This is a genomic window from uncultured Serinicoccus sp. (assembly GCF_947487915.1).
Taxonomy (GTDB): Bacteria; Actinomycetota; Actinomycetes; order Actinomycetales; family Dermatophilaceae; genus Ornithinicoccus.
This window is the reverse complement of the sequence record NZ_CANKYH010000001.1, coordinates 203,398-225,886: the sequence shown is the minus strand read 5'-3', so window position 1 is coordinate 225,886 and position 22,489 is coordinate 203,398. Positions and strand designations below refer to the sequence as shown.

The 22,489-nt window shown below is 72.6% G+C and carries 21 protein-coding genes; 12 read left to right on the top strand and 9 right to left on the bottom strand.

The annotated features are described in order from the left end of the window. Positions 1–16: 16 nt before the first annotated feature. From Q0795_RS00915 to lipB, 5 genes are all read right to left on the bottom strand, one after another. On the bottom strand, positions 17–805 hold the full coding sequence (locus Q0795_RS00915) for a DUF4191 domain-containing protein (RefSeq protein WP_298885442.1): 789 nt from the start codon (positions 803–805) through the stop codon (positions 17–19). A gap of 5 nt (positions 806–810) precedes the next feature. Beyond that, complete coding sequence (gene lipA / locus Q0795_RS00910) at positions 811–1,860, bottom strand: lipoyl synthase (protein WP_298885440.1); 1,050 nt, start codon at positions 1,858–1,860, stop codon at positions 811–813. Positions 1,861–1,969: 109 nt separating this feature from the next. Then, complete coding sequence (locus Q0795_RS00905; protein WP_298885438.1) at positions 1,970–2,959, bottom strand: hypothetical protein; 990 nt, start codon at positions 2,957–2,959, stop codon at positions 1,970–1,972. Then, a complete protein-coding gene (locus tag Q0795_RS00900) occupies positions 2,956–3,984 on the bottom strand; it encodes an ATP-binding cassette domain-containing protein (RefSeq protein ID WP_298885436.1) in 1,029 nt (342 codons plus the stop codon). Before Q0795_RS00900 ends, Q0795_RS00905 begins: the two co-directional genes overlap by 4 nt. Before the next feature lie 117 nt (positions 3,985–4,101). Further along, positions 4,102–4,842: a lipoyl(octanoyl) transferase LipB gene (gene lipB / locus Q0795_RS00895; protein ID WP_298885434.1), complete on the bottom strand. Its 741-nt coding sequence runs from the start codon at positions 4,840–4,842 to the stop codon at positions 4,102–4,104. A 17-nt stretch (positions 4,843–4,859) separates the two neighbouring features. On the opposite strand from lipB, the gene Q0795_RS00890 reads away from it, so the two are divergent. Further along, positions 4,860–6,566, top strand: coding sequence for a serine/threonine-protein kinase (locus Q0795_RS00890; protein ID WP_298885432.1), 1,707 nt, complete (start codon positions 4,860–4,862; stop codon positions 6,564–6,566). Here Q0795_RS00890 and Q0795_RS00885 read toward each other — a convergent pair. After that, positions 6,508–7,467, bottom strand: coding sequence for a TIGR01777 family oxidoreductase (locus Q0795_RS00885; protein ID WP_298885430.1), 960 nt, complete (start codon positions 7,465–7,467; stop codon positions 6,508–6,510). The genes Q0795_RS00890 and Q0795_RS00885 overlap by 59 nt on opposite strands. A 5-nt stretch (positions 7,468–7,472) precedes the next feature. Further along, positions 7,473–9,503: a 2-oxoglutarate dehydrogenase, E2 component, dihydrolipoamide succinyltransferase gene (gene sucB, locus Q0795_RS00880; protein WP_298885428.1), complete on the bottom strand. Its 2,031-nt coding sequence runs from the start codon at positions 9,501–9,503 to the stop codon at positions 7,473–7,475. Between the two features lie 187 nt (positions 9,504–9,690). On the opposite strand from sucB, the gene Q0795_RS00875 reads away from it, so the two are divergent. Further along, complete coding sequence (locus tag Q0795_RS00875; RefSeq protein WP_161937878.1) at positions 9,691–9,867, top strand: DUF5302 domain-containing protein; 177 nt, start codon at positions 9,691–9,693, stop codon at positions 9,865–9,867. 75 nt (positions 9,868–9,942) lie between these two features. On the opposite strand, the gene Q0795_RS00870 is transcribed toward Q0795_RS00875, so the two are convergent. Beyond that, positions 9,943–11,463 (bottom strand): leucyl aminopeptidase, encoded by a 1,521-nt coding sequence (locus Q0795_RS00870; protein ID WP_298885426.1) that lies wholly within the window; start codon positions 11,461–11,463, stop codon positions 9,943–9,945. Positions 11,464–11,544: 81 nt separating this feature from the next. On the opposite strand from Q0795_RS00870, the gene gcvT reads away from it, so the two are divergent. Then, complete coding sequence (gcvT, locus tag Q0795_RS00865) at positions 11,545–12,657, top strand: glycine cleavage system aminomethyltransferase GcvT (RefSeq protein ID WP_298885424.1); 1,113 nt, start codon at positions 11,545–11,547, stop codon at positions 12,655–12,657. Positions 12,658–12,711: 54 nt separating this feature from the next. Here the strand turns inward: gcvT and Q0795_RS00860 are convergent, their stop codons facing one another. After that, the gene (locus Q0795_RS00860; RefSeq protein ID WP_298885421.1) at positions 12,712–13,305 is read right to left on the bottom strand and encodes a DUF3043 domain-containing protein; all 594 of its coding nucleotides are present in this window, start codon (positions 13,303–13,305) and stop codon (positions 12,712–12,714) included. A 58-nt stretch (positions 13,306–13,363) separates the two neighbouring features. Here Q0795_RS00860 and Q0795_RS00855 point away from each other — a divergent pair, with 58 nt between their 5' ends. From Q0795_RS00855 to Q0795_RS00815, 9 genes are all read left to right on the top strand, one after another. Then, complete coding sequence (locus Q0795_RS00855) at positions 13,364–14,776, top strand: dipeptidase (RefSeq protein WP_298885419.1); 1,413 nt, start codon at positions 13,364–13,366, stop codon at positions 14,774–14,776. Next, the gene (locus Q0795_RS00850; RefSeq protein ID WP_366942439.1) at positions 14,766–15,734 is read left to right on the top strand and encodes a glutathione S-transferase C-terminal domain-containing protein; all 969 of its coding nucleotides are present in this window, start codon (positions 14,766–14,768) and stop codon (positions 15,732–15,734) included. Before Q0795_RS00855 ends, Q0795_RS00850 begins: the two co-directional genes overlap by 11 nt. 106 nt (positions 15,735–15,840) lie before the next feature. Further along, positions 15,841–16,926: a tryptophan--tRNA ligase gene (trpS, locus tag Q0795_RS00845; protein WP_298885765.1), complete on the top strand. Its 1,086-nt coding sequence runs from the start codon at positions 15,841–15,843 to the stop codon at positions 16,924–16,926. A 28-nt stretch (positions 16,927–16,954) separates the two neighbouring features. After that, on the top strand, positions 16,955–18,055 hold the full coding sequence (locus Q0795_RS00840) for a glycerate kinase (protein ID WP_298885417.1): 1,101 nt from the start codon (positions 16,955–16,957) through the stop codon (positions 18,053–18,055). 84 nt (positions 18,056–18,139) lie between these two features. Beyond that, complete coding sequence (locus tag Q0795_RS00835; RefSeq protein WP_298746024.1) at positions 18,140–18,490, top strand: iron-sulfur cluster assembly accessory protein; 351 nt, start codon at positions 18,140–18,142, stop codon at positions 18,488–18,490. A 178-nt stretch (positions 18,491–18,668) separates the two neighbouring features. After that, positions 18,669–19,370 carry a leucyl/phenylalanyl-tRNA--protein transferase gene (gene aat / locus Q0795_RS00830; protein WP_298885415.1) on the top strand — a complete coding sequence of 234 codons (702 nt, stop codon included), beginning with the start codon at positions 18,669–18,671 and terminating at the stop codon, positions 19,368–19,370. 139 nt (positions 19,371–19,509) lie between these two features. Then, positions 19,510–20,310 (top strand): cytochrome c oxidase subunit II, encoded by an 801-nt coding sequence (gene coxB / locus Q0795_RS00825; RefSeq protein WP_298746028.1) that lies wholly within the window; start codon positions 19,510–19,512, stop codon positions 20,308–20,310. Then, positions 20,310–22,088, top strand: coding sequence for a cytochrome c oxidase subunit I (gene ctaD, locus Q0795_RS00820; protein ID WP_298746030.1), 1,779 nt, complete (start codon positions 20,310–20,312; stop codon positions 22,086–22,088). Before coxB ends, ctaD begins: the two co-directional genes overlap by 1 nt. Next, positions 22,088–22,489, top strand: coding sequence for a cytochrome c oxidase subunit 4 (locus Q0795_RS00815; protein ID WP_298746032.1), 402 nt, complete (start codon positions 22,088–22,090; stop codon positions 22,487–22,489). The genes ctaD and Q0795_RS00815 overlap by 1 nt, the downstream gene beginning before the upstream one ends.

Below are 22,489 nucleotides of genomic sequence, written 5' to 3'. Positions count from 1 at the left end.
TCCTGTGTCGTCAGCGTCAGCGGCCGCGCAGGGCGCGCCGGCTGGCGCGAGGCGGACGCGTCGGGTCCATGCCCGCCGGGATCGCCGGCTTGTTGCGGCTGCCCAGCGCCTTCATGCGTTGCTGGACGACGAGCGCCTCGTCGTTGCTCAACGACTTCGGGTACTTCTTGATGGTCTTGACGACCTCGCGCAGCGGGGTCTGGCCCTCGGCCTTGCCGACGGAGATCGTGTGCACGGGCACCTCGTGCCCCACGACGCGCGACACCTTGCGCTCCTCGGCCTTGACCAGACGCTGCGCGGAACCGCGCGGACCCTCGGAGATGAGCACGACGCCGGGGCGACCGACGGCCCGGAAGACCATGGCCGCGTTGTTGAGGTCACGCATACCGCGGACCTGGCCACCGGCCTCGGCGGCCACCGGTTCCTGGTCGTAGTACCAGCCGCGCCGCAGCTGCTGCAGCACCGCGGAGGCAGCGCCCGGCTGGCCCTCGATCTGCGCGAAGGCGGCCCGCTCGGCCTTGCGGCCCAGGACGATGACCGCCGCCAGGATGGCCATGGGGACGCCGAGGATGAGGACGTAGACCACCTGGTCGAGCCACAGCCCGACGAGCAGGGCCACCACGAGCACCGCCAGCGCCGCCAGGGCCATCCACCACAGGGCGGCCGGGTCCGCCTTGCGGGTCATGGTGAAGACCTGGCGGATCTGGGCGATGCGCCCGGGGTTGTTCGGGTCCTTGGGCTTGCGGGTGCGTCCGAAGCGGCGCTTCTTCGGCTCGGGCGCGGCGGTGGTGGAGGACGAGGACATGGGGATCAGGATACGCGGGCGCGGGGCATCTCCCGACGCTCCTGCGCCGCCACCAGCGAGGCCGCCTCCTGACGGGCGGGGATGTCCGCCTCGGCCTGCTGGGCCAGGTGGGACAGGTGCTCGGGCACCTCACGTCCCCACCGGCGCATGGCCTGCGCGTAGAGCTTGCCGGCCCGGTAGGAGCTGCGCACCAGCGGCCCGGCCATGACGCCCTTGAAGCCGATCTCCTCGGCGCGCTCGGACCAGTGGACGAACTCCTGCGGCTTGACCCACCGGTCGATGGGGTGGTGCAGCTTGGAGGGGCGGAGGTACTGGGTGATGGTAAGGATGTCGCACCCGGCGTCGTGCAGATCCTGCATCGCCTGGTCGATCTCCTCCTCGGTCTCGCCCATGCCGAGGATGAGGTTGGACTTCGTCACCAGCTCGTTGTCACGCGCCATGGACAGCACCCGCAAGGACTTGTCGTAGGTGAAGGCGGGCCGGATCTTCTTGAAGATCCGTGGCACCGTCTCCAGGTTGTGCGCGAAGACCTCGGGCCGGGCGTCGAACACCTGCTGGACCAGCTCCGGGACGGCGCCGAAGTCGGGGGGCAGGATCTCCACGCCGGTGGTGGGGTTGAGCTCGTGCACCTTGCGGATGACCTCGGCGTACAGCCAGGCCGCGCCGTCCTTCTGGTCATCCCGGGCGACCCCGGTGATGGTGGCGTAGCGCAGCTCCATCGTGCGGATGGACTCGGCGACCTTGCGCGGCTCCTCCCGGTCCAGCGGCAGCGGACGACCGGTGGAGATGTCGCAGAAGTCGCAGCGCCGCGTGCAGATGTCACCGCCGATGAGGAAGGTCGCCTCGCGGTCCTCCCAGCACTCGAAGATGTTGGGGCAGCCGGCCTCCTGGCACACGGTGTGCAGGCCACCGCTCTTGACCATCGAGTGCAGCTCCTGGTAGTCCGGTCCCATCTTGGCGGTGGTCCGGATCCAGTCGGGCTTGCGCTCGATCGGCGTCTCGGCGTTGCGCGCCTCGACACGCAGCAGTCGACGGCCCTCCGGTGCGACGGTCACAGGTGCTCCCTACGGTTCGGTTCGTTGTCACAGGTGACAACGCGTGCACCCCTTCAGGGTATGCCCCGCGTGCGCCCGTCGGTCCGGGCGGTCCACCCGGCCGAGCAGCTCAGTCGACGTCCGCGCGCAGGAACCGCCAGAGCGCGAGCCCGCCCACGATCAGCACGACGACGCCGAGCGTGGTCGCGGACTGGGCGAAGCTGAGCCGTTCCACCACCTCGCGGCACTCACCGGTCGGTCCCCAGCAGTCGGCATACACCGTCCACTGGGTGCCGTTCTCGATGAAGCCCTGGATGTTGCGGCCGAGGAGGTAGCGGGAGGTCTGCGGCAGCGAGGCGCCGAGGATGCCCTCCACCACGGCCAGGTAGCCCACCAGCACCCCCACGACGACGGCGCTGTGCCGGACGAGGAAGCCGGCGGCCGCACCGAGCGCCCCGGCCAGGGCGCCGAGCGCCATGATCCGCACGACGGCCCAGGTCAGCACGACCCACTGGTCCGCCGTGCCCCCGCCGTCGATGCCGTGCCACCGGAAGACGGCGGGCACCCCGAGCAGGACGAGGGTCACACCGACACCGGTCACGGGGAGGGCGACGATGGCGGCCGCCGTCACCTTGGAGGCGAAGACGACACCCCGGCGCGGCACGAAGGTGAGCCAGGACCCCATCGTGCGATGGGTGAACTCGGCGGCGACGTGCGTGGAGCCGACCAGCAGGGCCAGCAGGAGGAACGGGTAGGTGAGGGAGAGCAGGAGCTCGTCGTACTGCCCGGCCAGGGAGGGCATCGCGCCGTACATCTGCTCCGGGGTCGGGGCCTGCATCTGCTCGCACCCGAAGTCGACCGAGCCGTCGCCGCTGAGGCGGCGCTCCTCCTCCTGCGACTGCAGGCAGGTGGCGCGCTCCCGCTCGCCGTTCTCCTCCCACCACCGCAGCTGCTCCTGGAACGCCGCGTCGGCGCCGCTGCGGGCCCGCTCGAGCTGGACGGCCTGCTGGTTGACGGTGAACAGGGCGAAACCCGCGATCAGGGCGCTGGCCACCAGGGCCAGCACGACGATCCGCCGGGCCCGCAGGCGCTGCAGCTCGACTCCGACCAACCGGATCATGCGGCGCCCTCCTCGTGCTCGGAGGTGCGCATGGGCAGCGCGTCGTCCTCGGTGAGCTCGAGGAAGATCTGCTCCAGTCCCCTCCGGCTCGGCACCAGACGCTCCACCCACAGCCCCTGCGCCGCCAGCAGCCGGGTGATCTCGGCCGGGTGCGCGCCGGTGACCGTGAGCAGCCCGGCGACCTCCTCGTCCTCGCCCCGCCGGAGGGCGTCCGCCGCGTCCTGGCCACGGGGGCGGGCGAGCCACTCGGCGGCGAAGCCGGCCTCGCGCAGCACCCGTACGGCGGCCCCGGGGTGCCGCACCCCGACCTCGACCGTCTCCCCGCCGGCGCCGATGAGCCCGGCCACCGAGCCCTGTGCCAGCACCCGACCCCGCCCGATGATCGAGACCGTGTCGGCGATCTGCTCGACCTCGGAGAGGATGTGGCTGCTGACCAGGACCGTGCGCCCTTGGTCGGCGAGTCGGCGCATGGTGGTGCGGATCTCGTGGATGCCGGCCGGGTCGAGCCCGTTGGTGGGCTCGTCGAAGATGAGCAGGTCCGGCGCCTTGAGCAGGGTGGCCGCGATGGCCAGGCGTTGCTTCATCCCCAGGGAGTAGCTGCGGAAGGTGTCCTCGCCCCGGCCGCCCAGGCCGACCTCGTCCAGGACCTCGCCGACCCGGGTGGTCGGCGTGCCGATGGCCTCGGCGAGCAGGGTGAGGCTGCGGCGGCCGGTGAAGCCGGGGAAGAACTTCGGCGACTCCACGATGGCACCGACCCGGTCGACGACGGCCGGCAGCTCCCGGGGGACCGGGGTGCCGAAGATGCGCATCTCGCCGGCGTCCGGCCGCACCAGGCCGAGCAGCATACGGATGGTCGTCGTCTTGCCCGAGCCGTTCGGGCCCAGGAAGCCGTGCACGCCGCCCGTGGGGACGTCCATGTCCAGGCCGTGGACCGCGACCCTGCGCCCCCGCACGGTGCGGTAGGTCTTGCGCAGCCCGCGGATCGTCAGGGCCGGTCCCTCGTCGCTCGGGTGGGCCACGCTCACCTGCTCTCCTCGCATCGGTGGGCGCCCACACCCGGGCACCCGCACGTGGCCAGTCAACCGTGGCTGTGTCCTGAGGACCGCGTCTGTTGCACGCGTGTCCGCAACTTCCTGCGTCGGTCAGGCCCCAGGAGTGAGCGGGCGGTGTCCCGAGCCCGCAGCGGCCACCGGGGAGAGCACCCGGTCCAGGTGCCGCTCGACGACCGGCAGCACCTCCGGCACCCCCACGGGCCGGCCCAGCTCGGCGGACAGCGAGGTCACCCCGGCGTCGGCGATCCCGCACGGGATGATGGTGTCCGCCCAGCCCAGGTCGCAGTCGCAGTTGAGGGCGAAGCCGTGCATCGTCACGTCCTGGCTCACCCGGATGCCGATGGCCCCGATCTTGCGCTCGGGACGGTCGGCGTCCGCGGGCAGCCAGACGCCGGAGCGCCCCTCCACCCGGGTCGCCTCGACCCCGAGCTCGGCGCACACCCCGATCATCATGTCCTCGAGGCGGCGCACGTGCGCCACCACGTCGACGGGGGAGGGCAGCCGGACGATGGGGTATCCCACGAGCTGACCCGGCCCGTGCCAGGTGATCTTGCCGCCCCGGTCGACGTCCACGACCGGCGTCCCGTCCAGCGGGCGCTCGTGGGCCTCGGTGCGACGGCCCGCGGTGTAGACCGCGGCGTGCTCAAGCAGCAGGACCGTGTCCGGCAGCTCGCCGCTCACGACCCGGGCGTGAACCTCGCGCTGGTGCTCCCACGCCTGCACGTAGTCCACGAGGTCGGGGGCCAGACCGAGGTGCTCCAGACGCATACCAGCACTGTAGACCCTGACGGCCGGGGGCCTGTGGACAACTCCTGCATGCCTGCCCGCCAACCGGGCACGCTGTCGGTATGACGACCCCCACGGTCCCCGGATACGACCTCCTCGACCCGCTGGGGGCCGGCGGGAGCGGGCAGGTGTGGCGGGCGCGCCGCCGTGCGGACGGTCTGCCGGTGGCGGTCAAGCTCGTGCGTCCGGGCGCCGGCGACGGGGCCGCCCTGACCGCCGTCCTCGCCGAGGCGGGTCTGCTGGCCGGCCTGCGTCATCAGCACGTGCTGCACCTCTACGACGTGCTCCCGCTCGGTGACCCCGGGGACCCGACGGTGGCCCTCGTCACCCAGCTCGCTGCGGGCGGGTCCCTCGCCCAGGTGCTCGGTCGCCGCCGACTGCTCTCGCCCGGGGAGCTGGTGACCGTGCTGCACCCGGTCTCGGCTGCCCTGGGCGACCTGCACCGCGCGGGCGTCGTGCACGGCGACGTCTCACCGGGCAACCTGCTCTTCCGCAGCGACGGCATGCCGTTGCTCGGCGACCTGGGCGCGGCGCGGGTGGCGGGGGAGCAGGGGCTGCGCGGGTGGGGTACCGCCGCCCAGGAGGGGATGGTGGCGCCCGAGGTGCTGGAGGGCTTCGTGGCCACGGCCGAGTCCGACGTCTATCAGGTGGGCGCGGTGGCGTGGCTGTGCCTGGTGGGGGAGCGTCCGGGACCGGGCTTCGACCGGCCGGCCCTCGGGGACCTCGCGCCCGCCCTGCCGCCCGCGCTGGTCGAGCTGGTGCAGGCCTGCATGGCGCCGCAACCTGAGGACCGCCCCGCGGCCGACGACCTCCCCACCGCCCTGCTGGCGATCGTCGACCCCGAGCCGGTGGAGGTGGCTCCCGGTGCCGACGCCGCGACCGGCCTGACCGAGCGCCTGCGGCAGGTGGCGCTCGCGGACACCGAGGACCGGGCGGGCAGGCCGGACGCGGGTGAGCGGTGGTGGCGGCGACCCCTCGGACGCGGCCGCGGACCCGCCCGGGCGCAGGCCCGTCCGCGTCCGGTGGGCGGTGGCGGGCGGTCGGCGGACCGGCCCCGGCGCGGCGGGGCGCACCGGGTGCCCGACGGCACCGGACCGGCCCGCGCGGCGCAGGTGCGGCTGGTGCTGGGGCTCGGCCTGGTGCTGGCCGCGGTCGGTGTCGCGCTGTGGGCTGTGCTGCAGGTGCGGTCGGCGCCCGCGGGGGTGGCCGGGGCCGAGCCGACCCCGCCGGCCCCGGTCGTCCGGACCGCCGGTCCCCCCTCGTCAGGACCGGTCCAGTCGACGCCCTCCCCGGCCCCGGCGGACCCGGACGCGGCGGCCGGGACGGTCGCGACGGGGCACGACGGGTCGGTGCGGGACGTCGTTCAGGGGCTCCTCGACCACCGGTCCGCCGCCTGGGAGGGAGGGGACCTGCAGCGGCTGCGGCAGGTCACCGCACCCGGGTCCGTGGCGGACGTGCGCGAACGCTCCCTGCTCGGGGAGGCCGCCGAGCGGGGCCTGCGCTATCCCTCGGTGAGCTTCGAGGTGACGGATGCGGTGGTCGAGGAGCGCGACACCGGCCGGCTGGTCGTCGACGCCACCGTGCGCAGACCAGCCCTGGAGGTATGGCGTGGGGAGGAGCTGGTGCACGCCGTTGCGGGTGGTGTCGAGCAGGTCCGGATGGTGCTGACGGCGCACGACCGGGGGTGGCTGGTGCAGCGGTGGGAACCGCTCAGCCCCTCAGCTCCTCGACCACCCAGCGGGCCGCCCGCTCCCGGTCCGGGTGCGTGAACTCGAACCCGGACCGCTCGAGCTCGCGGGGCAGGGCGCGGGTCGAGGCCAGGATCTCCTGGGACATCTCGCCGAGCACGAGCCGTAGGGCCCACCCGGGAGCGGGCACGACGGCCGGGCGGTGCAGCTCGCGGGCCAGGGCACGGGTCACCTGCTGCTGGGTGGCCGGCGACGCGGCGCCGAGGTTGACCGGCCCGGTGACGTCGGCACGGTCCAGGAGGTGCACCAGCGCCCGCACCTGGTCGTGCAGGGTGATCCAGGGCCACCACGCGTCGCCTCCGGCCAGCGGGCCGGCCAGCCCGAGCCGGAGCAGCGGCAGCAGCCGGCCCAGCGCGCCGCCGTCGGGGGAGAGGACGATCCCGGTGCGCGCGTGCGCCACCGGCACCCCGGCCTCCTCGGCGGCTCCGGTCGCGGCCTCCCAGTCCTGGACCAGCCGGGCGAGGAAGCCCTCCCCGGCCGGGCTGTCCTCGGTGAGCACCTCGTCGCCACGGTCTCCGTAGAAGCCCACCGCGGAGCCGGAGACCAGGCGGGGCAGGTGCCCGTCGGCTGCGGCGACCTCTGCGAGGGCGCGGGCGAGGGTCCGGGTGCCGTCGACGCGGGAGGAGACCAGGACGGCCTTGCGCTCCTCGGTCCACCGCCGGTCACCGATACCCGCTCCCGCGAGGTGCACGACGCCGTCGACGCCCTCGAGGGCCCCGGGGTCCAGACGGTCCCCGGGGGCCCACCGGACCTCCCGCACCCGGTCAGGCAGCTCGGGCCCGGGTGCCGGGTCGCGGCGGACCAGGTGGAGCACCCGGTCGCCGCGACCACGCAGCACCTCGCTCAGCCGCGACCCGATGAGTCCGCTGGCGCCGGTGATGGCGACCAGCCGCGGCCCGGACGGGGTGTCAGGGAGGCTCACGTCGTTCAGACCTCGAACTTGCCGTCCTGCAGCCGTTCCTTCATGGTCGCGAGGAAGCGGGCGGCGTCGGCCCCGTCCACGACGCGGTGGTCGTAGCTGATCGCGAGGTAGACCATGTCGCGGATGGCGATGGTCTCCATCCCGTCCTCGTCCACGACCACGACCGGACGCTTGACGACCGCCCCGGTCCCGAGGATGCCGACGTTGGGCTGGTTGATGATCGGCGTGTCGAACAACGCTCCGCGGGACCCGGTGTTGGTCAGCGTGAAGGTGCCGCCGGACAGCTCGTCCGGTCCGACCTTGTTGTCCCGGGTCCGCTCGGCCAGGTCCGCGATCTTGCGGGCCAGCCCGGCGATGTTGAGATCGCCGGCGTCCTTGATCACGGGGACCAGCAGGCCGCGCGGGGTGTCCACGGCGACGCCCAGGTGCTCGGCCGCGTGGTAGACGATGGAGTCGTCCTCCACGCTGGCGTTGACGATCGGGTGCTCCTTGAGCGCCTCGATCGCCGCCATCGCGAAGAACGGCATGTAGGACAGCTTGGTGCCCTCGCGCTTGAGGAACTCGTCCTTGGCCCGCTTGCGCAGCCGGGAGATCTTGGTGACGTCGACCTCGACGACCGTGGTGAGCTGGGCGCTGGTCTGCAGCGACTCGACCATGCGGGTGGCGATGACCTTGCGCAGCCGCGACATCTTCTCGGTCGTGCCACGCTTGGCGTCGCTGCCGCCGCCGGCGGCACCGCCGCCGGTGGCCGGGGCACCCGACGTGCTCTCGGCGGGAGCCTGCTCGGCCGGGGCCTGCTCGCCCGCCGCCTGCTCGGAGGCCGCCTGCTCGCTCTGCTCCTTCTGGGCCTTGGCCGCGTCCAGCACGTCCTGCTTGCGGACGCGACCACCCACGCCGGTGCCGCTCAACGAGGCCAGGTCCACGCCGTGCTGCGCGGCCAGCTTGCGCACCAGCGGGGTGACGTAGGCGCTGACGTCCTGCGACGGCGCCTCACCCGAGCCGGAGCGCTGCTGGGCGTCCGGGGTGCCGTCGCCGTCGGCGTCCTTGTGCGAGGTGGTGCCGTTCTCGGTGGAGGTGGTCCCCACGCCGGTGGCGACACCGGAGTCGTCGGCCTCGGAGGTGCCGGACTTCTCGGCCGACTCCTCGGCGGCCTGCTCGTGCTTGTCCGACTCCTCGGCGAGGTCGTCGGAGGACCCGCCCTGCTCGTCGGCGGACGCCTCGTCGGCCTCCTGCTCGTCGGCCTCCTGCTCGTCGGCCTCAGAGCCCGAGTCCGTGTCGCCCTCGGCGTTGTCGTCCTGCTGCTCCTGCCCGCCACCGGAGGACCCGGAGGACTCGCCCCCGATGACCGCGAGCTCGCCGCCCACCTCGACCGTCTCGTCCTCGGCCGCGAGGATGGAGGTGAGGACGCCCGCCACGGGCGAGGGGATCTCGGTGTCGACCTTGTCCGTCGAGACCTCGAGCAGCGGCTCGTCGACCTCGACCGTGTCGCCCTCGGACTTCAGCCAGCGGGTGACCGTGCCCTCGGTCACCGACTCGCCCAGCGCCGGCATGGTGACCGTCTCGCCGCCCGAGGAACCACCACCGGAGGAGTCGCCGTCGGAGGACCCGCCCTCGGACGAGGCACCACCGGAGGACTCGTGGGTCGACGCGTCGTCGGAGGACCCGTCGTCGTCGGAGGTCTGGTCGTCCGCCTGGTCCTGCCCGTCCGGCTCGGAGGAGTCGTCGGAGGACTCGCCGGAGGAGTCGTCCTGCTGGGTGTCGGCGTCGGAGGAGCCGCCGTCGTCCCCGGAGCTGCCGTCGTCGTCGCCCACCACGCAGAGGTCGGCGCCCACCTCGACGGTGTCGTCCTCCTCGGCGAGGATCTCCTGCAGCACGCCGGCGACCGGGGAGGGGATCTCGGTGTCGACCTTGTCGGTCGAGACCTCGAGCAGCGGCTCGTCGACCTCGACGGAGTCGCCGACGCTCTTCAGCCAGCGGGTGATGGTCCCCTCGGTGACGGACTCACCGAGGGCGGGCATCGATACACGTTCCGACATGTGTTGACTCTCTCCTCGTCCGGGGCCTGCAGTCTACGGGTGATGCTGCCGCTGGGTCAGGCGTGGTGCCACCCAGGAAGGCCGGTCCGTGCGCCATCCTGCCACCTGCCGGAAATGCGGTGGCGGCCGATCCTCGCGCGTGTCAGGGTGAGCGCGTCATGTCCGGCGACAGTGAGGAGGTGGCCCGATGAGCAACGATCCGGTCACGGAGGATGTCAAGGCCAAGTTCCGCGAGGCGCTGGCCCGCAAGCAGGCCCACGGCGGCACGGACGTCTCGGACCACTCCGAGCACGGCAAGGTCGCGCAGGAGCGCGGCGCCAAGACCTCGGGTGCCCAGCAGATGTTCCGCCGCAAGAGCGGCTGACGTCCCGGAGACGGACACGAGGGGCACCACCGCGTCGCGGTGGTGCCCCTCGTGCGTGCCGGGGGCGAGGTGCGGTCAGCCCGCCAGCGAGCGGGCCAGGGCCACCAGGGGGCGGACCCCGGCGCCGGTCCCGCCCTTGGGGTGGTAGCCCCAGGCGGACTTCTCGTTGAACGCGGGCCCGGCGATGTCCAGGTGCGCCCAGGGGATCTGCCGGGCCTCCTCGCCCTCGCCCCGGGTCCCGACGAACTCCTGCAGGAAGGTCGCTGCCACCATGGCCCCGGCCGAGCGCTCGCCGGTGTGCTTGAGGTCGGCGACCGGGCTGTCGAGGGTGGGCCGGATCTCCTCGGGCATCGGCAGCGCCCACGCGGTGTCGCCGGACTCCGTCCCGAGCCGCGCCAGGGTGTCCCGCAGCTCGTTGTCGTTGCCCATGACCCCCATGGTGCGCTCGCCGAGGGCGACGATGCAGGCGCCGGTGAGGGTGGCGACGTCCACGATGGCGTCGGGCTGCTGCTCGGTGGCCAGGGCGAGGCCGTCGGCCATGACCAGCCGGCCCTCGGCGTCGGTGTTGATGATCTCGACGGTGCGACCACCGCGCATCGTCACCACGTCGCCGGGACGCTGCGCGAGGTCACCGGTCATGTTCTCGGCGAGGCAGAGGTATGCCGTCACCTGCACCGGGAGGCCGAGCTCGGCGACCGCGAGGGTCGCCGCCGCGCAGGCCGCCGCCCCGCCCATGTCCATCTTCATCGTCACCATCGAGGCGCCCGGCTTGAGGCAGAGCCCGCCGGAGTCGAAGGTGATGCCCTTGCCCACCAGCGCGAGGTGCTTCGCCGCCCCCGCAGGGGTGTACCGCAGGGTGACCAGCCGAGGTCCGCGTGCCGAGCCCTGCCCGACCCCGATGATGCCGCCGCAGCCCTCCGCGTCCAACCGCTCCGGGTCCCAGACCTCCACCTCGACCCCGGCCTCGCCGGCACGGCGCACGACGTCGTCCGCGAAGCTCTCCGGGAACAGCAGGTTGGGTGGCGTGTTGACCAGGTCGCGGGCGTAGCAGACCCCCGCGACCAGCGCCTCGACCTCGGCCTGGGCGGCGGTCGCCTCCTCGCCGCTCAACCCGGTCACCGAGGCCCGGGCGAGCCCGGCCTTGGCCGTGCCGGACTTGCCCACGCCGTGCTGCTCGGCATACGAGTAGGCGCCCAGCGCGACCCCCTCGGCGACCGCGACCGCCTCCTGCCGGTCCTGCTGACCGAGGGCGAAGACGGCCGACCCGCGGCCGGCCAGCGCCCGGGCGGCCGCCCCCGCGGCCCGCCGCAGCTGCTCGGTGCGGGGTGCCGGGCCACGGCCCGCGACGCCGACGACCACGACGAGGGGCGCCTCGATGCCCGCCACCCCGGTGAGCCGGGTCACCTCCTCGGGGCCACCCTCGGCCCCCAGCGCCACCAGCGCCTCCTGGAGCGCGGTGGCCGCCTCGTCGGACAGTCCGGATCCGGGCAGCAGGGCCACGGAGCCGTCCTGCTTGGCGGCCCCCACCACGAGGGCGTCGGCGGTGGTGGTGGTGGGGTCGTCGTCGGTGAAGGTCACGGGCGTGCGCGCAGCCATGGAGCGTCCTTGTCGTCGTCGGGGTGGAGGGTCGTCCGGCACCGAGACTAGGTCACCGGGCAGCCACTAGGGTGGCTGCCCATGAGCGACTCCGCGACGAAGACGTCCCCCCTGCACGAGAGGCATGTCGCGCTCGGCGCGAAGATGGCCGACTTCGGAGGGTGGTCGATGCCGATCGAGTACCCGGGGGGCGGCGTCGTGGCCGAGCACACCGCGGTGCGCGAGCGCGTGGGCCTGTTCGACGTCTCGCACCTCGGCAACGCCTCGGTCTCGGGCCCGGGCGCGAAGGACTTCCTCAACCGCTGCCTGACCAACGACCTGGACCGTATCCAGCCCGGTCAGGCGCAGTACACGATGTGCTGCGCCGAGGACGGTGGGGTCGTCGACGACATGATCGCCTACCTGCGCTCGGAGGACGAGGTCCTGCTCATCCCCAACGCCGCCAACACCGCCGCCGTGGTGCGGATGCTGCAGGAGGCGCCGGACCGGCCGGAGGGGGTCGTGGTGGAGGGCCAGCACGAGGACTACGCCATCCTCGCGCTCCAGGGACCCCGGGTGGACGAGGTCATGGAGGCGGTGGGCCTGCCGACGGGACACGGCTACATGAGCTTCGTGGAGGCGCGGTGGGGAGAGGTCCCGGTGGCGGTGTGTCGCACCGGCTACACCGGCGAGCGCGGCTACGAGCTCGTGTGCGCGGTGGCCGACGCCCCCGCGCTGTGGGACGCGCTCATGGCGGCCATGGGACCGATGGAGGGGTTGGCCTGCGGCCTGGGGGCCCGGGACACGCTGCGCACCGAGATGGGCTACGCCCTGCACGGCAACGAGCTGTCCCCGCAGATCACGCCGGTCATGGCGCGCACCGGCTGGGCGGTCGGGTGGCGCAAGCCGGAGTTCTGGGGCCGGGAGACGCTGGTCGCGCAGAAGGAGGCCAAGGAGTCGCGGCTGTCCGGTGGGTTGGTGGTCACCGGCCGGGGGATCCCGCGGGCCGGCTGCCAGGTGCTGGACCGGGACGGGCGCGAGGTCGGCACGGTGACCTCGGGCACCTTCAGCCCGACCCGCCGGCAGGGGGTCGCGCTGGCTCTCCTGGACCGCGGGGTGCAGCAGGGGGACGAGCTGGTGGTGGACGTCCGGGGCCGTGAGGTCCCGGTCGAGGTGACCAAGCCGCCGTTCGTCTCGGGGGGTGCCTCCGACTGATCCGACTGATCCGGCCGTTCCCGGAGGGCGGGCGGGGCCCGGCCCGGGGCGGGATCAGCGGCGGCGGAGCTCGGCGCCCCGGTCGACGGCCGGCCGGGGGATGCGGCTGCGGCGCATCTGGAAGGCCCGGAGCACGACGTACCACGCCGAGCCCCGCCCGGGCCCGTGCCCGAAGGTGGTCGTGAAGCGCTTGCGGGTGCGACGCCACAGCAGCCAGCAGTCGACGATGCCACCGAGCATGAGCGCGTAGGCGACGAGGAAGGTGCCCCCACGGGCCCAGTCGAAGGGCAGCAGGGAGATGGCCAGCACGAAGATCATCGCCGGCAGCAGGATCTCGCCGACGTTCCACCGGGTGTCCACGGCGTCGCGCAGGTAGCGGCGCTCGGGACCCTTGTCGCGAGCGGGCAGGTACTTCTCCTCGCCGTCCAGCATGGCCGCGCGGACCCGGGCGCGCTCGGCGCGGACCTTGGCCTTCTGCTCGGCCGTCTGCGCCTTGCGGTCGACCACGAGGGGGCGGCGGTTGGCGGCCTCCGCGTCACGTCGCCGCGGGGTGGGACGGCCCTTGCCACCCGGCCGCGCCGGGTCGGTCGGCGGAGCGGTGGTCACCGGTTCCGGGGCCACCTCGGTCGACTTCTTCCCGAACAGCACAGGAGGGAGTCTACTGGTCGCCCGTCGCAGGACCGCCCGCGTCGTTACCCTGGGCCGCGTGACTTCCCCCACCGAAGACGACCGGCCGACGGCGGCGACGACGCAGCAGCAGCGGACCGGTGAGCTCGCCGCGCGGATGACCGAGCTCATGCCCGGCGTGCGCTCGGACCTCGAGGCCCTCACCCGCATCCCCTCGGTGTCGCTCGACTCCTTCGACCAGCGCCACGTCGAGGACAGCGCAGCGGCCACGGCCGACCTGCTGCGGGCCGAAGGACTGGAGGTCCGGGTGGTGCGCGAGGGCGGGCGGCCGGCTGTCATCGGCCACCTCCCTGCGCCGCAGGGTGCCCCGACGGTCCTGCTCTACGCGCACCACGACGTGCAGCCCCCGGGCGACGACGCCGACTGGGACACCCCGGTCTTCTCGCCCACCCAGGTGGGGGACCGGTTGTACGCCCGCGGGATCGCCGACGACAAGGCGGGGATCATGGCCCACGTCGCCGCGCTGCGGGCGCACGCGGGGCGGCCCCCCGTGGGGGTGACCGTCTTCGTCGAGGGTGAGGAGGAGGTGGGCTCGGACTCGCTGCCCCGCATCCTGGAGGCGCACGGGGCGGACCTGGAGTGCGACGCCATCGTGCTGGCCGACTCGCACAACTGGAAGATCGGGGTGCCCGCGCTGACGACGACCCTGCGCGGCATGGTGCGGGTGGTCGTGGAGGTGCGAGCCCTCGAGCACGGGCTGCACAGCGGTCTCTACGGCGGTGTCGTGCCCGACGGCCTCACCGCGCTGTGCCGCCTGCTGGCCACGCTGCACGACGACGACGGCGACGTGGCGGTGCCGGGTCTGCGCACGTCCGAGGCGGCCGACCTCGAGTTCTCCGAGGACGACCTGCGCGCGGACGCAGGCCTGCCGGAGGGGGTCCGCACCATCGGCACCGGCTCGTTGCTGTCCCGGATGTGGACCCGACCCTCGATGACCGTCATCGGGATCGACGCGCCCGCGGTGGAGACCGCCGCGAACCTGCTCACCCCGGTCGGGCGGGCCAAGCTGTCCATGCGGCTCCACCCCGAGGAGGACCCTGCGCGGGCCGCGGAGGCGCTGACCCGCCACCTGCAGGAGCACGCGCCCTGGGGCTGCCACGTGCGGGTCACCGTGGTCGACGACGGCCGGGGGTTCGCCGCGGACGCGCAGGGGCCCGTCTACGACGCCGCCCGGGCGGCCTTCCGCGACGCCTGGGACGGCGTCGACCCGGTGGACATCGGGGTAGGGGGCTCGATCCCGTTCGTGGCGGCCTTCGCCGAGCGCTTCCCCGACGCGGCCATCCTCGTCACCGGCGTGGAGGACCCGGACACCCGGGCGCACGCGGCCAACGAGAGCCTTCACCTGGGCGAGTTCGAGCGGGTATGCCTGGCCGAGGCGCTCCTGCTGGACCGGCTGGCGGGTGCAGGGCATGATGGGGGCCATGATGAGTGACGATTCAACTACCCGCTCCGAAGGCTCGTCCGGCTACGTCAGCTCCGAGGGCAGCTTCGAGCGCAAGAGCCACTACATCCCCGAGCGGATCACCCAGGACGGACGCGACGGCTTCCCGGTGGAGCCGGGGCGCTACCGCCTCGCCGTCTCGCGGGCCTGCCCGTGGGCCCACCGGATGATCCTCACCCGTCACCTGCTGGGGCTCGAGGACGTCATCAGCATGGCGGTCGCCGGGCCGGTGCACGACGAGGACTCCTGGACCTTCGACCTCGACCCCGGCGGCGTGGACCCGGTGCTCGGCATCCCCAAGCTCAAGGACGCCTACGACGCCCGCCCCGAGGGCTACCCGGACTCCGGCGTCACCGTGCCGGCCTTCGTCGACACCACGACCGGCCAGGTGGTGACCAACGACTTCCATCAGATGGTCAAGGACCTCGTCACCGAGTGGGGCGACCACCACGCCCCCGATGCCCCGGACCTGTGGCCCGAGCACCTGCGGGACGAGATCGAGGAGGTCTCCGACCTCGTCTACGCCGACGTCAACAACGGGGTCTACCGCTGCGGCTTCGCCGGCTCCCAGGAGGCCTACGACGAGGCCTTCGAGCAGCTGTTCTCCCGCCTCGACTGGCTCTCCGAGCGGCTGGCCGACCAGCGCTACCTCGTCGGCGACCAGCTGACCCTCGCCGACGTGCGGCTGTGGCCGACGCTCGTGCGCTTCGACGCGGCCTACCACGGGCACTTCAAGTGCAACCGGCACAAGCTGACCGAGATGCCGGTCCTGTGGGCCTACGCCCGGGACCTGTGGCAGACGTGGGACTTCGGCTCGACCGTCGACCTGGAGCACGTCAAGGCGCACTACTACGCCACGCACCGCGACATCAACCCGACCGGTGTGGTCCCGCTGGGGCCGGACACCAGCGGCTGGACCACGCCGCACGGTCGGGAGTCGCTGGGCTGAGGCCGGACCACCCGCGCCGCACCGGCGGCGCGGGTGGCTACCATCACTCGTCGTGACCACCGAGCCCCAGACGACCCGATCGCAGGACGAGCCCGGCAGCGAGGCGCTGTCGGACTCCACGTCCGAGGCCTCGCTGCGCCGCAGCACGGCCCGCAGCGAGGAGATCTGGGCGGACCTGGAGCACCACCCCTCCCGCTACCGGATGCTCACCGGTGACCGCCCCACGGGGCACCTGCACCTGGGGCACTACTTCGGCAGCCTGCGCAACCGGGTGGCCCTCCAGGACCAGGGGGTGGACACCTGGGTGCTCATCGCCGACTACCAGGTCATCACCGACCGGGACACCGTCGACTCGATCCAGGAGCGGGTGTTCTCGCTGCTCGCCGACTACCTCGCGGTCGGCGTCGACCCGGCGCGCACCACGATCTTCGCGCACTCCCAGGTGCCCGCGCTCAACCAGCTGCTGCTCCCGTTCCTGTCGCTGGTCACCGACGCCGAGCTGCGCCGCAACCCGACGGTGAAGGCCGAGCAGGAGGCGACGGGGGGCCGACCCATGACCGGTCTCATGCTCACCTACCCCGTCCACCAGGCCGCCGACATCCTCTTCTGCAAGGCCAACGTCGTCCCGGTCGGCAAGGATCAGCTCCCGCACGTGGAGCAGACCCGGGTCGTGGCCCGCCGCTTCGACGAGCGCTACGGCCGGGCCGGGGACGGTTCGGTGCCGGTCTTCCCCGCACCCGACGCGCTGCTCTCCGAGGTGCCGAACCTGCTCGGCACCGACGGGCGGAAGATGAGCAAGTCCCGTGGCAACGTCATCGAGCTGCGGATGAGCGCCGACGACACCGCGCGCGCCGTCAAGAAGGCGGTGACCGACCCCCACCGGCACATCACCTACGACCCGGTCGCGCGCCCGGAGGTCTCCAACCTCGTGCTGCTCGCCTCCCTGACGACCGGTCGCGACCCGCACACCATCGCCGAGGAGATCGGCGACGGCGGGTCCGGCGCCCTCAAGCGGGTGGTCACCGAGGCGGTCAACGAGCACCTCGCCCCGCTGCGGGCCCGCAGGGCCGAGCTGGAGGCGGACCCGGCCGAGCTGCGGCGGGTGCTCGCCGTCGGCAACGCGCACGCGAACGACGTGGCCGAGGCGACGTTGTCCGAGGTGCGCGAGGCCATGCAGATGGTCTACGCCTGAGTCGCGGCGCGGTCGAGGGGTCCTGAGGGTGCGCACGCCACGTGTGGTCGTCGTCGTCGACCGTTCCGGTGACCGGCTGCCGCCGGGCACCGAGGAGGCCGTGGCGCGGGGCTGGCGCCGGGCGGCCCCGCACGCGCAGGTCGAGGCGCACCTGCTGCACGACGGGGGAGCCGGGTTCGCCGCGGTCGTGGCCGAGCGCGCCGCGTCCTCCGGCGCGCCCACGACCACCCACCCCGTCCTCGTGCCCGACCCGGCCGGACGCGAGGTGCCCGCGGCGGTCACCGTCGTCGGCGAGGGGAAGCAGGCCTCGGCCTACCTCGACACCGCGCAGGTCGTCGGACGCCACCTCGTGGACGCGAGCCGGCTGACGGACCCGGTCGGCCTCACCAGTGCCGGGGTCGGGGTGCTGCTGCGCCGCGCCCGTGACCTGGGGGTCGGCCGCGTCGTCGTGGGTGCCGGCCCGGCGGCCGCGCACGACGGCGGCCGTGGCCTGCTCGCCGAGCTCGGTGCCGGCGCCGATCTCCAGCACCTGGCCGCGGTCCGCGAACGCTGGTCCGACGTCGCTCTGGTGCTCGCGACGACCACCGAGGCCTCGCTGCTCGGGTTCCACGGGGCGAGCGCCTCGCTCGGCGAGCTGGGGGTGGCTCCCGCGGTGACCCAGCGGCTGGAGACCGAGCTGGGGCTGCTCACCGACCGCGTCAACGCGCTGCTGCCGCCGCCCCGGGACCTGCTGACCGGGCTGCCCCGCCGTCCGGAACGGTCCCCGGGGTCGGGGGTGGCCGGGGGGATCGGGTACGCCCTCCAGCTGCTCGGTGCCCGCACCGACACCGGGCCCCGCCTGCTCCTCGAGGACCTCGGCGTCGGCGCCCGGCTGGGCGGGGCGCTGGTCGTGCTCGTCACCGACACCTACGACTACACGACCGTCCACGCGGGAGTGGTCCCCGACACGGCCCGCGCGGCCTCCGAGGTCGCCGCCCCCACGGTCGTGCTCGCCCGCGAGGTCGCGGTCGGTCGTCGGGAGGGCATGTCGCTGGGGGTGAGCGGTTCCTACGGACTGCGGCCGGGGGAGGACCTGGCGGACCTGGCGGGGCGGGTCGCCCGGACCTGGACGCCGCCCGGACCCCGGTGACGTACCCTGGCGTGGACGGGAACAGGATCGCCCCAGGGTGACGTTCCACGTGCACGACTTCCCCTCACGAGAGGACCCCAGCGCATGACCGAGACCCAGACCACCAAGAGCCACGGCGTCACCCTCAGCGACCTCGCGGCGGGCAAGGTCAAGAGCCTGCTCGAGCAGGAGGGTCGCGACGACCTGCGCCTGCGGATCGGGGTGCAGCCGGGCGGTTGCTCGGGGCTCATCTACCAGCTCTACTTCGACGAGCGCACCCTCGACGGCGACCTGGTCGCCGACTTCGACGGTGTCGAGGTCGTCGTGGACCGGATGAGCGCCCCCTATCTCGACGGCGCGTCGATCGACTTCGCCGACACGATCGAGAAGCAGGGCTTCACGATCGACAACCCCAACGCTGGCAGCTCCTGCGCCTGCGGAGACAGCTTCAGTTGACCCCGCGGAACGCGAGCGCCGGCGAGCCTGTTTCGCGGAACAGAGAAAGATGGGCGAGCGGAGCGAGCGCGGAGCAGTACCCGGCGCAGCCGGTGACGGTGTAGCCGCTGGCGGTGTAGCCGCTGGCGGCGCAGCCGCTGGCGGCGCAGCCGCCGGAGGTGTAGCCGCCGGAGGTCCGGTGGAGCCCGATCCCACCCCCTGGGAGCTGACCACCGCGGGTGCGCTGCCGGGGGAGGACCTGGTGGGGGTCGGCGCCGACCTCGAGCCGGGAACCGTCCTCGCGGCCTACCGCGCCGGCCTGTTCCCCATGGGCCTGGGGGACGGCGGGGCACCTCCCATCGGGTGGTGGTCGCCGGACCCCCGGGGGGTGCTGCTCCCGGGGGACCTGCACGTGAGCCGCTCCGCCCGCCGCGCGAGCCGGGGGTGGCGGGCGACCGTCGACCAGGCGTTCGGCGCCGTCGTCGAGGGGTGCGCCGACCCTCGCCGGGACGGCGGCTGGATCACCCGGGACATCGCCGAGGCGTACGGCGCGCTGCACGAGCTGGGGTGGGCGCACTCGATCGAGGTATGGCGCGGGGACGAGCTCGTCGGCGGCGTCTACGGGCTGGCGGTCGGCCGCCTCTTCGCCGGTGAGTCGATGTTCCACCGGGCCCCCGACGCCTCCAAGGCGGCCCTGCACGAGCTCGTCGCCGTGCTGTCCGAGGACGGCGAGCCGTGGCTGCTGGACGTCCAGTGGCAGACCGCCCACCTGCGCTCGCTGGGGGTCAGGTCGGTCGACCGGAGGACCTACCTGGACCTGCTCCGGGACCGGGTGGCACAGGACCTGCCCAGCCGGTGGCGCGGCATACCCCCCGGTGGCAGAGCCGCAGCCACCTGGTGAGGGTAGAGTGTCTGGCGTGAAGCCGACCGTCCCAGCAGCAAGAGGTGGATCTGTGCCACGGACCGAACGACGAGTGGCCCCGGCCGGGTCCCTGAGACGCCGGGCGGTCGTCCTGATCGCCGCCGGAACGGGCACGGCAGTGCTCTCCGGGTGTGGCGACGTCACCCGCGGATACCTCCCCGAGCCCGCGACCGAGGTCGGCACGGACGTCATCGGCTTCTGGAACGCCACCTGGATCGCGGCGCTGGCCGTGGGGGGACTGGTCTGGTTCCTCATCCTGTGGGCGGTCTTCGCCTACCGGCGTCGGCGTGAGGACGACGTGCCGGTGCAGTTCCGCTACCACGTGCCCTTCGAGATCCTCTACACCGTGGTGCCGATCCTCATGGTCGCCGCGATGTTCGGTCAGACCGTCCCGCTCCAAAACGCCATGCTGGACACCGAGCCTGAGCCCGACGTCGTCGTCAACGTCGCGGGCAAGAAGTGGAGCTGGGACTTCAACTACGTCAACGAGCAGGTCTTCGTCACCGGGGAGCAGGCCGACGCGCTGACCGAGGGTGAGGAGGGGGTCCCGGAGACCCTCCCGACGCTCGTGCTGCCGGTCGACAGCCGGGTCGAGTTCGTCCTCACCTCGCGTGACGTCATCCACTCCTTCTGGGTCGTCAACTTCCTGCAGAAGCTGGATATTGTCCCGGGGCGGGTCAACATCTTCCAGGTCACCACCACCGAGGAGGGCACCTTCGCCGGCAAGTGCGCCGAGCTCTGCGGCGCCTACCACTCGCAGATGCTCTTCAACGTTGAGGTCGTCTCGGAGGAAGAGTACGACGCCTTCATCGCCGGTCTCGAGGAGTCGGGCAACACCGGGCAGCTGGGGCCTGACCTCGACCAGTACGAGCTGCAGCCCGACCAGCAGGACAAGCTGCCCGAGGGAGTGAGGAACTGATGGCCATCACCACCGAGCGCCCCGAGGTCGGCGCACCCTCGAGGCCGCCGCAGGTGTCCGAGCGCAGCTCGTTCGTGCGCAACGCCGTCCGGGTGCTGACGACGACCGACCACAAGGTCATCGGCAACCTCTACTTCGTCACCACGATGGTGTGGTTCATCCTCGGCGGGCTCATGGCGCTGGTTATCCGGGCCGAGCTCTTCGTCCCGGGGCTGCAGGTCGTGGACAACCCAGAGATCTACAACCAGCTCTTCACCATGCATGGGACCGTCATGCTGCTGATGTTCGCGACACCGCTGTTCGCCGGCTTCGCCAACGCGCTGGTACCCCTGCAGATCGGCTCGCCGGACGTCGCCTTCCCGCGGCTCAACATGCTGGCCTTCTGGATGTTCCTCTTCGGCAGCCTCATCGCGGTCGGCGGCTTCCTCACCCCCAGCGGTGCCGCCAGCTTCGGCTGGTTTGCCTACCAGCCGCTGGCCGGGCCCACGCACAGCCCCGGGATGGGCGGGGACCTGTGGGTGGTCGGGCTCGCCGTCAGCGGTTTCGCCACGATCTTCGGCGCCGTCAACTTCATCACGACGATCCTCTGCATGCGCGCCCCCGGCATGACGATGTTCCGGGTGCCGATCTTCACCTGGACGATCCTCGTCACCTCCATCCTCGTGCTCGTGGCCTTCCCCGTGCTGGCCGCCGCCTTCTTCGGCATGGCTGCCGACCGGCTGTACGGGTGGCACGTGTTCGACCCCGAGCACGGCGGGGCTATGCTCTGGCAGCACCTGTTCTGGTTCTTCGGCCACCCCGAGGTCTACATCATCGCGCTGCCCTTCTTCGGGATCATCTCCGAGGTCATCCCCGTCTTCTCCCGCAAGCCGCTCTTCGGCTACAAGACGCTGGTCATGGCGACAATGGCGATCGCCGCGCTGTCGGTGTCGGTGTGGGCGCACCACATGTATGCCACCGGCGCGGTCCTGCTCGAGTTCTTCACCATCATGACGATGCTCATCGCCGTGCCGACCGGGGTGAAGTTCTTCAACTGGATCGGCACCATGTGGAAGGGTTCCATCAGCATGGACACCCCCATGCTGTGGGCCGTGGGCTTCCTCGTCACCTTCCTGTTCGGCGGGCTGACCGGCGTCATCCTCGCCAGCCCGGCCCTGGACTTCCACGTCTCCGACACCTACTTCGTGGTCGCGCACTTCCACTACGTCGTCTTCGGGACCGTCGTCTTCGCCATGTTCGCGGGCTACTACTTCTGGTGGCCCAAGTTCACCGGGCACATGCTGGACGAGCGGCTCGGCAAGATCCACTTCTGGATGCTCTTCCTCGGCTTCCACGGCACCTTCCTCATCCAGCACTGGCTGGGGGTGCAGGGGATGCCCCGGCGCTACGCCGACTACCTGCCCGAGGACGGCTTCACCTGGATGAACCAGCTGTCGACCGTGTCGTCCTTCCTGCTCGCCGCCTCCATGCTCCCCTTCTTCTACGCGGTCTGGAAGAGTTTCCGGACGCCCAAGGTCGAGGTCGACGACCCGTGGGGCTGGGGTATGTCGTTGGAGTGGGCGACCTCCTGCCCGCCGCCCCGCCACAACTTCGAGTCGCTGCCGCGGATCCGTTCCGAGCGCGCCGCCTTCGACCTGCACCACCCGGAGATCGGCACGCTGGAGTCCGCGGAGCCCGACAAGGGGGTCGCCGAGCAGCTGCTCGGTGGTCCCGACACCGACCCGGACGGTCGCACCGGCACCGATACCGGCGGCTATACCGGCAAGGAGCGTGACTGATGCGGGCAGAGGTCAAGATCTTCGGCGCCCTGGTGCCGTTCTTCGCGCTGGCGACGGCGCTCTACGCCTGGTTCACCGACCCCAAGGAGTGGGTCGGCATCATCGGCCTGCTCCTCACCATGCTCTTCACGGCGTTCATCTCCTTCTACCTCTGGGTGACCGGCCGCAAGACGGACGCCCGCCCCGAGGACGACCTGCAGGGGGAGATCGCCGACCTGTCCGGCGACTACGGCCACTTCGCGCCTTACAGCTGGTGGCCGCTCTGGCTCGGGCTCTCGGTCGCGGCCGTGGCCCTCGGGCTCGCCGTGGGGTGGTGGCTGCTCATCTGCGCCGTGCCCTTCCTGCTGATCTCGATCCTCGGCTGGACCTTCGAGTTCTTCCGCGGCGCCAAGGCGGTCTGA